We start from the raw sequence: 11,883 nt of genomic DNA, 5'->3' as shown, positions 1-11,883 counted from the left end.
CTAAGCTGAAGGAGGCCGCTATGGATAGCGGCCTTTTCGTTTGTGTCGTGAGCAGGACAACCCATGGAAGGGACTCGATCAGGCAACCTGCGCAACGGGTTGCTGGGCTTGGCGGCAGGGCTGTTGCTGCTGCGCTTCTTGCCGCAACTACCCCCCGCGTCGCTGGTGCTGGCCGCCGCTTTGGTGGGGCTGGCTCTACTGCCGTTTCGCAGCTATCCCGTCGCTCTGTTTCTGCTCGGCTTGAGTTGGGCCTGCACCTCTGCGCAATGGGCGCTGGATGATCGTCTCGATCCAGGGCTGGACGGCCGCACCCTTTGGCTGGAGGGCAGGGTGGTGGACCTGCCGGATGTGCGTGAGGGGGTGGTGCGCTTCCATCTGCAGCAGCCGCAGTCGCGACGCGCGCAGTTGCCGCAGTTATTGCGGTTGTCCTGGTATGGCGGCCCCGAGATTCGCGCTGGCGAAACCTGGCGGCTGGCGGTCAATCTCAAGCGCCCCCATGGTCTGGTCAATCCGCAGTCCTTCGATTACGAAGCCTGGTTGCTGGCGCAGCGCATCGGTGGTGTCGGCACGATCAAGTCCGGGCAGCGCCTTGACGATGCAGGCGGTGGCAGTGCCTGGCGAGACCGTTTGCGGCAGCGCATGCTCGCCGAGGACGCCCATGGGCGCGCCGGAGGGTTGGCCGCACTGGTGCTGGGCGATGGCTCCGGGCTGTCGGTGGCCGACTGGCGCGTGCTGCAGGATACCGGCACGGTGCACCTGCTGGTGATTTCCGGCCAGCACGTGACATTGGTGGCCGGCATGTTCTACGGCCTGGTGTTCTGGCTGGCGCGGTTGGGCTGCTGGCCACGGTTTCTGCCCTGGTTGCCGACAGCGTGTTTGCTGGCGTTCTCGTCGGCGCTGGGCTACAGCCTGCTGGCCGGCTTCGACGTGCCGGTGCAGCGGGCCTGCGCCATGATCGGCCTGGTGCTGCTGTGGCGCTGGCGCTTTCGTCATCTGGGCATTGCCTTGCCGTTGCTGGTGGCGCTGGTCGCGGTGCTGCTGTTCGAGCCGCTGGCGGTGTTGCAGCCGGGGTTCTGGCTATCGTTCGGGGCAGTGGGGCTGCTGATCCTGATCTTCGCTGCCCGCCTTGGGGCCTGGGCCTGGTGGCGTACCCTGGGGCGTGCGCAATGGGCGATGACCGTGGGCTTGCTGCCGATGCTGCTGGCCCTCGGGTTGCCGATCAGCGCCAGCAGTCCCCTGGCCAATCTGATCGCCGTGCCCTGGGTGGGGTTCGCGGTGGTGCCGCCCGCATTGCTTGGCACGCTGTTGCTGCCTGTGCCCTGGCTGGGTGAGGCTCTGCTCTGGTGGGCGGGCTTCGCTCTCGAATGGCTGTTTCGCCTGCTGGCGCTGATAGCCGCCTGGCTGCCGGCCTGGATACCCAGCGCGTTGCCGTTCTGGGCCTGGCTGCTGGTGGCACTGGGCGCGCTGCTGATCCTGCTGCCCAGCGGGGTGCCGCTGCGCGGATTGGGCCTGGTGCTGCTCTTGCCGCTGCTGTTCACCCCGGTGCAGCGGCCGGCCGAACAGCGCGCCGAGGTATGGATGTTCGATGTCGGGCAGGGCTTGTCGATGCTGGTGCTGACTCGCGAACACGCGTTGCTCTACGACGCCGGGCCACGCTTTGGCGACTTCGATATCGGCGAGCGGGTGGTCGTGCCGTCGCTCAGGGCGCTGGATGTGCGCAGGCTGGACATGATGGTGCTCAGCCATTCGGACAACGACCATTCCGGTGGTGCCGAGGCGGTGGCCCGCGGCATGACGGTGAGCCAGGTGCTCAGCGGCGAGGCGCCCGAGTTGCCGACGGTGCTGGGCGCGCAACCCTGTGGCGAGGACAGCTGGATCTGGAATGGCGTGCACTTCAGCACCTGGCGCTGGGCGCAGGCGCGGGACAGCAACCAGTCATCCTGCGTGCTGATGATCGACGCGGGGGGAGAGCGCGCTCTGCTGACCGGGGATATCGATGTGCGTGCCGAGCGCGCCCTGATCGACACGGGGCGGGATTTGCGGGCCGACTGGCTGTTGGCTCCCCACCACGGCAGCCGCAGCTCTTCCTCGGCGATTTTTCTGGCCGCTGTCAGGCCTGGAGCGGTGCTGTATTCGCGCGGCAGGCACAATGGCTACGGGCATCCTCACCCCACGGTGCTGTCACGTTACGCGGCGATGGGCGCCAGGGCTTACGACAACGTCGAGACCGGCGCGCTGCGTATCGATCTCGGTACATTCGGTGAGCCGCACGCCTTGCGTAAAATACCGCGTTTCTGGCGGGAAAAATGAGAACCGCAGCCGTCGGCGACATCACGACCCTATGCTAGAGTGGCGCCACTTTTGTGAAGGGGATCTGCCACCGTGTGGGAACTGGTTATAGCTGGCGGCTGGGTGATGCTGCCGATCGTTCTGTGTTCAATCGCTGCCCTGGGCATCATTGCCGAGCGGCTGTGGACGTTGCGCGTCAGCCGAGTCACGCCGCCCAACCTGCTTGGGCAGGTGTGGCGCTGGATCAAGGACAAGGAGCTGAACAACCAGAAGCTCAAGGAGCTGCGCGCCGATTCGCCGCTGGGAGAAATCCTCGCCGCGGGTCTGGCCAACTCCAAGCATGGTCGTGAAGTGATGAAGGAGTGCATCGAGGAGGCTGCGGCCCGTGTGGTGCACGAGATGGAGCGCTATCTCAATGCGCTGGGCACCATCGCCGGAATCACGCCGCTGCTCGGCCTGCTCGGTACGGTGATCGCCATGATCGATATCTTCGGCTCGTTCATGGGGGGCAGCACGGCCAACCCGGCGTTGCTCGCCGGCGGTATCGCCAAGGCGCTGATCACCACCGCATCGGGTCTGACAGTGGCGATTCCGGCACTGTTCTTCCACCGTTTCCTGCAGCGCCGCGTCGATGAACTGGTCGTCGGCATGGAGCAGGAAGCGATCAAGCTGGTGGAGATGGTGCAGGGCGAGCGTGATGTCGACCTGGCCGAGGAGCCCAAGCCGGCCAAGGGGAGCAAGAAGGCGTGAAGTTCAGACGTAGACGGCGTGAGCAGGTCGAGATCAATCTCGCCTCGCTGATCGACGTGGTGTTCATCCTGCTGCTGTTCTTCGTGGTGAGCACTACCTTCACGCGTGAAACCCGTATGCAGGTCGACCTGCCCGAGGCTGCCAGCGGTACACCGCCCGAGCAGAGCGAACTCAAGCAACTGGAAGTGGTGATATCGGCAGAGGGCGGCATCTCGCTCAACGGCCAGGCCCTGATCAAGAATGATCTGGATAACCTGATGGCGGCCTTGCAGAAGGAGTCCGGTGGCGACAACAGCCTGCCGCTGACCATCAGCGCCGACGCCAAGACCAGCCACCAATCGGTGGTCACCGCCATGGATGCAGCCGGCAAGCTGGGCTTCGCGCACCTGCGCATCACCACGGTCGAGACTCAGGCCGCGCCCTGATGGCGAGCTTTTCCGACCGTCTGGTGCGGGCCTGGTACGAAGGGCATCCGGCTCTGGCGCTGTTGCGGCCGCTGGAGGCGCTGTACCGCGGTGTGGTGCAGCGCAAGCGCGCGCGCTTTCTCGCCGGTGCGGGTGAAAGCTACCGCGCACCGGTGCCGCTGATCGTGGTGGGTAACGTCACCGTCGGCGGCACCGGCAAGACCCCACTGATTCTCTGGCTGGTCGAGCAGTGCCAGGCCCGCGGCCTGCGCGTTGGCGTGATCAGTCGCGGGTATGGCGCCAAGCCGCCGAGCCTGCCCTGGCGGGTCAGGGCCGAGCACACTGCCGAGCAGGCTGGCGACGAGCCGCTGCTGATCGTGCAGCGCAGTGGCGTGCCGCTGATGATCGACCCGGATCGTGGTCGCGCCGCTCGCGCCTTGCTGGCCGAGGAGCCCCTGGACCTGCTGCTCAGCGACGATGGCCTGCAACACTACCGCCTGGCCCGTGATCTGGAACTGGTCCTGATCGACGCCGCGCGGGGGCTGGGCAATGGCCGCTGCCTGCCCGCCGGGCCGTTGCGCGAACCCGCTGAGCGCCTGCAGAGCGTGGATGCCTGCCTCTACAACGGCGCGCCGAGCGATCCCCTGGGTGGGTATGCCTTTACCCTGGTACCCAGCGCCCTGATCAACCTGCGCAGCGGCGAGCGCCGTCCGCTCGATCACTTTCCGCCCGGTCAGGCCGTGCATGCGGTGGCCGGTATCGGCAACCCGCAGCGTTTCTTCACGACCCTCGAGGCGCTACACTGGCGGCCTGTCGCGCATGCCTTCGCCGACCATGCTGCCTACAGCGCCGAGCTGCTGAATTTCTCGCCGGCGCTGCCGCTGGTGATGACGGAAAAGGACGCGGTGAAGTGCCGGGCCTTCGCGGCTGACGACTGGTGGTATCTGGCCGTCGATGCCCAGCCCTCCGTCGCGTTTCGTGACTGGTTCGAGGCTCGCCTGGATCGTCTGCTCGGCGAGCGGCAGTAACCGCGTCACGCGCTCACTCCTCTTGTTCTCAAGGATTTTCCCATGGACCCGAAACTGCTCGATATCCTGGCCTGCCCGATCACCAAGGGCCCGCTCAAGCTCAGCCAGGACAAGACCGAACTGATCAGTAAAGGTGCCGGCCTGGCCTATCCGGTCCGCGATGGCATTCCGGTCATGCTGGAAAGCGAAGCCCGCACCCTCAACGATGACGAACGCCTGGACAAGTAAGATGAGCAACGCCTTTACCGTGGTGATTCCGGCGCGCTATGCGTCCACACGCCTGCCAGGCAAGCCACTGCAGGATATCGCCGGCAAGCCGATGATCCAGCATGTCTGGGAACAGGCCTGCAAAAGCAGTGCAACCCAGGTCGTGGTAGCCACCGATGATGCGCGCATCGTCGAGGCCTGCCAGGGGTTCGGTGCCCAGGTGCTGCTGACCCGCGTCGATCACAACTCCGGCACCGACCGCCTGGCCGAAGTGGCCGCTGCGCTGGGCCTGGCTGCCGATGCCATCGTGGTCAACGTGCAGGGTGACGAGCCGCTGGTGCCGCCCGCGATCATCGATCAGGTGGCCGCCAATCTGGCCGGCAACCCCCAGGCCGCCATCGCCACCCTGGCCGAGCCCATCGACGATGTCGCCGCGCTGTTCAACCCCAATGTGGTCAAGGTCGCCAGCGATCTCAACGGTCTGGCGCTGACCTTCAGCCGTGCGCCGCTGCCGTGGGCGCGTGATGCCTTCGCTGTCGATCGCGATACCTTGCCTGCCAATGTTCCCTATCGCCGGCATATCGGCATCTATGCCTATCGCGCTGGCTTCCTGCAGGACTTCGTCGCCTGGGGCCCGTGCTGGCTGGAAAATACCGAGTTCCTGGAGCAGTTGCGCGCGCTCTGGCACGGTGTACGTATCCACGTCGCCGACGCGCTGGAAGCGCCGCCCGCCGGGGTCGACACTCAGGAAGACCTCGACCGCGTACGTCGGTTGCTGGGCGCCTGATGCGCGTTCTGTTCGTTTGCCTGGGCAATATCTGTCGTTCCCCCACTGCCGAGGCGGTATTGCGTCAGCGTCTGCAGCAGGCGGGGCTGGCCGAGCGCATCGAAGTCGACTCCGCTGGCACCGGCGGCTGGCACGTGGGCAAGGCTCCGGACCCGCGTACCCTGGAGGCTGCCAGTCGACGAGGCTATGACCTGTCCGGCCTGCGCGGCCGTCAGGTCTCTGCCGACGATTTCTCGCGCTTCGATCTGGTGCTGGCCATGGATGGCGCCAATCTGCGCGACCTGCAGCGCATGCGTCCTGCTCAAGCGCGGGGCGAGCTGGACCTCTATCTACGCCGCTACGACCTGGCCGTGGATGAGGTGCCCGATCCCTATTACGGCGGTACCGAAGGTTTCGAGCAGGTGCTGGATCTGCTCGAGCAGGCCAGCGACGCATTGCTGATCGAACTCAAGGGGCGTTTATGAAGGTGGTGGTCCAGGCCGGCGTTTCGCTCAAGGCTTACAACACGTTCGGCGTGGATGTGGCGGCGCGCTACTTTGCCGAGGCGGCCGACGACGACCAGGTGCGCCAGGCACTGAGCGCTGCCCGTGAGCGGCAGGTGCCGCTGCTGCTGCTGGGAGGCGGTAGCAACCTGCTTCTGACCGCGGATGTCGAGGCGCTGGTGCTGCGCATGGCCAGCCGCGGTATTCGTCTGCTGGCCGATGATGGCCAGCGGGTGGAGATCGAGGCGGAGGCGGGCGAGCCCTGGCATGGCTTCGTGCAGTGGACCTTGCGCCAGGGCTTTGTCGGCCTGGAAAATCTCAGTCTTATTCCGGGTACGGTCGGTGCCTCGCCGGTGCAGAACATCGGTGCCTATGGCGTCGAGCTGAAGGACTGTTTCCTTGGGCTGACGGCGCTGGATCGACACAGTGGTGAGGTCAGAGCGTTCGATCTGCAGGATTGTGCCTTCGCTTATCGCGACAGCCTCTTCAAGCGTGAAAGCGGGCGCTGGATCATTCTGCGCGTGCGTTTCGCCCTGAGCCGCAATGCTCCCTTGCACCTCGATTACGGCCCGGTACGCCAGCGCCTGGCGGAGCAGGGCATCGAGGCGCCGAACGCCAGCGATGTCAGCCGGGCCATCTGCGCCATCCGCAGCGAGAAGCTGCCAGACCCTGCCGTGCTCGGCAACGCAGGCAGCTTCTTCAAGAATCCGCTGGTGCCGGCCGAGCTGGCCGAGCGTCTGCAGCACATTCACGCTGATCTGGTGGCCTATCCCCAGGCCGACGGCCAGGTGAAACTGGCGGCTGGCTGGCTGATCGAAAGGGCGGGCTGGAAGGGCTTTCGTGATGGCGATGCCGGCGTGCATCGCCTGCAGGCGCTGGTGCTGGTCAATTACGGTCAGGCCAGCGGTCAGCAACTGCTCGCATTGGCACAGCGCATTCAGGCGGATATCGCCGAGCGCTTCGGCGTGAGCCTGGAAATCGAGCCGAACGTGCTCTGATCCTACATGCCGCGCAGCCTCGCCATGCTGGCGGAGCTGTGCAGGCCTGATCGCTCCATCCTTTTCGTTTTCGGACATCACTGCATTCAACAGCGCGCTGCGTTCTGGGCGCTTGCAGGGTCTGTTGACGTTTCGCGCTGAAACGTCAGCAGACCCTGGAAATCACAGTGTCTAGTCCTGAAATAGGTTTACACCGTTTCAGCTAGGTTTGCGGTACTCAAAATGCCCGATGCACCGCATCGGGCGTTTTGTATTTCAGGGCCAGATGCGGCCGCTCCGTGTTGTAGATCCTGACCGCCTCGCTAACCATTGATCTGGCCTGTTCTAGATCATTGGGGCTGCGTAGCAGCAGTTCGTTCTTCAGAATTCCATTGACCCGCTCCGCAAGCGCGTTCTGATAGCAGTCGTAGCCATCGGTCATCGAACACTGCACACCGTGGTATTTGTGCAGTGCCTGGTAGAGCGCTGAGCAATACTGGATTCCGCGATCAGAATGATGGACGAGTACCTGGTTACCCTGGCGTCTTTTTAGTGCTCGCCTGAAGGCAACCGCCACGGACTCTGCATGCAAGCCTTCATGGACGTGATGGCCGACGATCTTTCGGGAGTACGCATCCGTGACCAAGCTCAGATACAGCGGGCCGCCTCGGGCCGGCAGATAGGTGATATCCGCCACCCAAACATGGTCGGGCGCTGTCGCCGTAATCTGATCAGCTCCAGACTTGAGCAGGTTCGGATGCCGATAAAAACGATGAAAGCTCTGCGTGGTCTTGTGATACGCGCGCTTGGGCAGTACCAGCAGGCGGTGTTCGGCCAATATCTTGAATAGCCGGTCGCGCCCGACCTTCAGGCTGTCATTGGGTTGGCGGTGCAGAAGGTAATGTAACTTGCGCGTGCCGATCCTTGGCTGGCGAAGCCTTAACCGCTGGACATAACACGCGATCAGCTCATTCTGTATAGCGCGCTGATCAGCAACACGGTTGTGCTTGTAATAAGCCTGGCGACTGATGGATAGAAACTGGCAAGCCCTGACGATGCTCAGCCCTTGGGCTTGCCCTTGCGAGATGACTTGCCGGGTCGCTTTTTTACGATCGAAACACCGTAATCCTTCTTCAGCACGTCGACCACAGCTTCAAAGAACTGTGCCTTCTGGCTCATGAACTGCAGTTGCTGCTCCAGATCCTTGATGCGTTGCTCGGGCGTCAGGTCTTTGGGATCGGTCACGATCTGGCTCCTGCCGGCTCGAATCGAGGCCCCCTGACTCCAATCCTGCCGACCATGCTTACGCAACCATACCAAAACAGTGGACTTGCCCTGAATGCCATACCGGTCCTGAGCCTGTTTATAGGTCAGCTCGCCTTTTTCGATCTGATCGACCACCGACAATTTAAAAGTCAGCGAGTAATCACGCTGCGTACGTTTAGCACCTTGCTCCATTGAGTTCTCCAGATTCTCGGGCAGAAGGTGTAAACCTTATTCAGGACGGGACACAGGCAATAAAAAGGGGATGCCGAAGCATCCCCTTTTCTTTTGCGCTACCTAATCAGGCGTGCGGCTTGGGCGCGTCCTGATCGCGCTGAGCGCTCTCGTCGACCGGCGTGACGATGACGTCATCTTGCTCGACGGGCTCGCTGGCCGGTTGAGTGTCGACAACGGCTTCACTCTCGGTTGCCGGAGCAGCGGGCTCAGCTTCCACCACCGCTGCGGCTGGAGCGGCCTTGGCGGCCTCTTCAGCTTCGCGGGCCAAGCGCTCTTCTTCACGCTTGCGGCGACGCACTTCACGCGGGTCGTTCGGTGCGCGGCCGTTGCTTGCAACCAGTGCGGCTGAAGCGGCTTGCTCTTCGATCGCTGGCGCCTCGACCACAGGTGCTTCCACTGCAACTTCCTCGGCTGCCGGAGCGGCCTCGGGTGCGGCAGTGAAAGTGGTTTCGGCTACCGGAGCTTCGATGGCCGGTGCTTCGAACACTGGCGTTTCGGCAACGGGTGCTTCGACGACGACCGCTTCGCTGACTGGCTCGGCCGCGACCGGAGCTTCCTGCTGCACTGCTTCGAATTCCGCTGCCGAAGCACGTGGGCGTTCGATTTCAGGTAGGGGCTCGATCACTGCATCGGCACGCTCGGCAACTGTTTCTGCCGGCACTTCGACTGGCGCAGGCGCCTCTTCGACCACAACGGCAGCAGCTTGTGCAGGCTGCTCGGTCTCGACCGCTGGCTGTACGTCCTGTACGGCGACAGGTGCTGCGGTTTCGGTGGTGGCAAAGGTCTCTGCTTGCTGAGCGACCGGCTGTTCGGCTGGTTTCTCGGTTTCAGCGATAACGGCTGCCACGGTAGCGGCTGCAGCAATGCTGCCGTTGTCTACCGGCTCTTCCGCATTCTCGTCGCTGCCTTCGATCGGGTTGCCGTCGGCATCACGCTGACGCTCGCGACGATTGCTGCGGCGACGCTGACCGCGGGAGCGGCGACGTGGGCGATCACCGCCTTCGTTACCTTCCTGCTCGTCGTCTTGCTGCTCGTCGTTGTTCAGCACTTCGTCTTCAGCAGCGTCTGCCTGAGCCTGTTCGGCGCGAGGTTGACGTTCTTCACGAGGCTGGCGTGGCTGGCGCGGTTCACGTTGCGGGCGTTCGGCGCGAGCTTCTTCACTGGCGACGGCTGCAGTTTCGTTCTGCGGCTCGGCATCCAGCGGAGCGCGCAGTTCGCGCGGCTGACGCTCTTCACGCGGGCGACGTTCACGGCGGTTTTCCTGACCTTCACGCGGTTCGCGCGGCGGGCGGGATTGACGCACTTCCTGAGGCTCGCGAACTTCCACGTTCTCGCGCGGCTGGCGATCTTCACGCGGGGCGCGAGGCTGACGCTCTTCACGCGGTGCACGCTCTTCACGAGGCGCACGTTCCTCGCGGGCTGCGCGATCTTCACGTGGGGCGCGTTCTTCACGCGGCTTGCGATCTTCATCGCGACGGTTGCCACGGTTGCGGTTCTGCTGGCGACCGTTACGACGCTCGTCGCCACGCGGCTGACGCTCGCCCGGCTTCTTCTCGACCACGGTTGGTTTCTGCTCTTCGGCACTGGCGAACAGGCCTACCAGGGACTTCACCAGGCCTTTGAACAGGCCGGTTTGCGGTGCGGCGGCAACGGGTGCGGCAGCAGGCGCAGCTACGGCAACTTCCGGAGCAGGAGCGCTGCGCGGCGGAGCGGCCTTGATCGCAGCTTCCTGGCGAACCAGGGTGCGGGTGGCTGCAGCCGGTTTCTCTTCCTCGACTTCGACCGTGGCCATTTCGTAGCTGGTCTGGGTGCTCTGGGCTTCCGGGCTGTCGTCACGGATGCGCTGCACTTCGAAGTGCGGCGTTTCCAGGTGGTCGTTCGGCAGGATGACGATGCGCGCACGGGTACGCAGTTCGATCTTGGTGATCGAGTTGCGTTTTTCGTTGAGCAGGAACGCGGCGACCGGGATCGGCACCTGGGCGCGAACCTCGGCGGTACGATCCTTTAGGGCTTCTTCTTCGATCAGGCGCAGAATCGCCAGGGACAGGGATTCGACGTCACGGATGATGCCTTGACCGTTGCAGCGCGGGCAGACGATGCCGCTGCTTTCGCCCAGCGATGGGCGCAGGCGCTGACGGGACATTTCCAGCAGGCCGAAGCGCGAAATGCGACCGACCTGTACGCGGGCACGGTCGGCTTCCAGGGCTTCACGTACTTTCTCTTCGACAGCGCGCTGGTTCTTGGCTGGCGTCATGTCGATGAAGTCGATGACGATCAGGCCGCCGATGTCGCGCAGGCGCAGCTGACGGGCGATCTCTTCGGCGGCTTCCAGGTTGGTCTGCAGCGCGGTTTCTTCGATGTCGCTGCCTTTGGTGGCACGCGCCGAGTTGATGTCGATGGACACCAGGGCCTCGGTCGGGTCGATGTAGATCGAACCGCCGGATGGCAGCTTCACTTCACGCTGGAATGCGGTTTCGATCTGGCTTTCGATCTGGAAGCGGTTGAACAGCGGCACGCTGTCTTCGTACAGCTTGATCTTGCTGGCGTACTGCGGCATCACCTGGCGGATGAAGGTCAGGGCTTCTTCCTGGGCTTCGACGCTGTCGACCAGTACTTCGCCGATGTCCTGGCGCAGGTAGTCGCGGATGGCGCGGATGATGACGTTGCTTTCCTGATAGATCAGGAACGGGGCAGGGCGGTCCTGGGACGCTTCCTTGATGGCGCTCCACAGTTGCAGCAGGTAGTCGAGGTCCCACTGCATTTCTTCGCTGGAACGGCCCAGGCCGGCGGTGCGCACGATCAGACCCATGTCATTGGGGATGTCGAGACCATTGAGAGCTTCGCGCAGTTCGTTGCGCTCTTCGCCTTCGATGCGGCGGCTGATGCCACCTGCACGCGGGTTGTTGGGCATCAGCACCAGGTAGCGGCCGGCGAGGCTGATGAAGGTGGTCAGGGCTGCGCCCTTGTTGCCACGCTCTTCTTTCTCGACCTGAACGATGACTTCCTGGCCTTCCTTGAGCACGTCCTTGATGTTGACGCGGCCTTCGGGGGCCTTGCTGAAGTATTCGCGGGAGATTTCTTTGAGGGGGAGGAAGCCGTGACGCTCGGAGCCGAAGTCGACGAATGCCGCTTCGAGGCTGGGTTCTACGCGGGTAATGCGACCTTTGTAGATATTCGATTTCTTCTGTACACGGGCGCCGGACTCGATGTCCAGATCGTACAGGCGCTGGCCATCTACCAGCGCAACACGCAACTCTTCGGGTTGAGTCGCGTTAATCAACATTCTTTTCATGTGGTACCAATGGTTTCCGGTGCTGCCGGAAGCCGCGTTAGGCACACACGACGCTCAGGGTCGGTGTCAGGCGCGTCAGAAACGGTCGTAAATCGTTTCATTGTCGAGCGGCAGCAGCCAGTTGTGCTGGGCCGCGACGGACGTCTCCTGCTTGCTGTATGTGACAG

The 11,883-nt window shown here is 63.7% G+C and carries 10 protein-coding genes; 8 read left to right on the top strand and 2 right to left on the bottom strand.

The features are described 5' to 3' along the window. Window positions 1-87: 87 nt before the first annotated feature. The 8 genes from FHR27_RS10955 (at window position 88) to murB (ending at window position 6,945) form a co-directional block, all read left to right on the top strand. The gene (locus FHR27_RS10955) at window positions 88-2,310 is read left to right on the top strand and encodes a DNA internalization-related competence protein ComEC/Rec2 (protein ID WP_179540086.1); all 2,223 of its coding nucleotides are present in this window, start codon (window positions 88-90) and stop codon (window positions 2,308-2,310) included. Window positions 2,311-2,382: 72 nt separating this feature from the next. Then, complete coding sequence (locus tag FHR27_RS10950) at window positions 2,383-3,039, top strand: MotA/TolQ/ExbB proton channel family protein (RefSeq protein ID WP_042555620.1); 657 nt, start codon at window positions 2,383-2,385, stop codon at window positions 3,037-3,039. Further along, window positions 3,036-3,464 carry an ExbD/TolR family protein gene (locus FHR27_RS10945; protein WP_042555621.1) on the top strand — a complete coding sequence of 143 codons (429 nt, stop codon included), beginning with the start codon at window positions 3,036-3,038 and terminating at the stop codon, window positions 3,462-3,464. Before FHR27_RS10950 ends, FHR27_RS10945 begins: the two co-directional genes overlap by 4 nt. Beyond that, window positions 3,464-4,471, top strand: a complete 1,008-nt coding sequence (gene lpxK, locus FHR27_RS10940) for a tetraacyldisaccharide 4'-kinase (RefSeq protein ID WP_179538579.1) — start codon at window positions 3,464-3,466, stop codon at window positions 4,469-4,471. The genes FHR27_RS10945 and lpxK overlap by 1 nt, the downstream gene beginning before the upstream one ends. Before the next feature lie 42 nt (window positions 4,472-4,513). Then, window positions 4,514-4,699, top strand: a complete 186-nt coding sequence (locus FHR27_RS10935) for a Trm112 family protein (RefSeq protein ID WP_042555623.1) — start codon at window positions 4,514-4,516, stop codon at window positions 4,697-4,699. A 1-nt stretch (window position 4,700) separates the two neighbouring features. Next, window positions 4,701-5,465 carry a 3-deoxy-manno-octulosonate cytidylyltransferase gene (gene kdsB, locus FHR27_RS10930; RefSeq protein ID WP_179538578.1) on the top strand — a complete coding sequence of 255 codons (765 nt, stop codon included), beginning with the start codon at window positions 4,701-4,703 and terminating at the stop codon, window positions 5,463-5,465. After that, window positions 5,465-5,929 (top strand): low molecular weight protein-tyrosine-phosphatase, encoded by a 465-nt coding sequence (locus FHR27_RS10925; RefSeq protein ID WP_179538577.1) that lies wholly within the window; start codon window positions 5,465-5,467, stop codon window positions 5,927-5,929. Before kdsB ends, FHR27_RS10925 begins: the two co-directional genes overlap by 1 nt. Further along, window positions 5,926-6,945: a UDP-N-acetylmuramate dehydrogenase gene (gene murB / locus FHR27_RS10920; protein WP_179538576.1), complete on the top strand. Its 1,020-nt coding sequence runs from the start codon at window positions 5,926-5,928 to the stop codon at window positions 6,943-6,945. Before FHR27_RS10925 ends, murB begins: the two co-directional genes overlap by 4 nt. A gap of 217 nt (window positions 6,946-7,162) precedes the next feature. Here murB and FHR27_RS10915 read toward each other — a convergent pair. Together FHR27_RS10915 and rne are read right to left on the bottom strand one after the other, a co-directional pair. Beyond that, window positions 7,163-8,382, bottom strand: a protein-coding gene (locus FHR27_RS10915; protein ID WP_179537961.1) for an IS3 family transposase whose coding sequence is annotated in 2 segments (ribosomal slippage) — window positions 7,163-8,034 and window positions 8,034-8,382 — 1,221 coding nt in all. Because the reading frame shifts where the segments join, the coding sequence is not laid out codon by codon here. A gap of 106 nt (window positions 8,383-8,488) precedes the next feature. Then, complete coding sequence (gene rne / locus FHR27_RS10910) at window positions 8,489-11,716, bottom strand: ribonuclease E (RefSeq protein ID WP_179538575.1); 3,228 nt, start codon at window positions 11,714-11,716, stop codon at window positions 8,489-8,491. Between the last annotated feature and the right edge of the window lie 167 nt (window positions 11,717-11,883).

It is taken from the genome of Pseudomonas flavescens (genome assembly GCF_013408425.1).
GTDB lineage: Bacteria > Pseudomonadota > Gammaproteobacteria > Pseudomonadales > Pseudomonadaceae > Aquipseudomonas > Aquipseudomonas fulva_A.
This window is presented reverse-complemented; position numbering and strand designations above follow the sequence as displayed.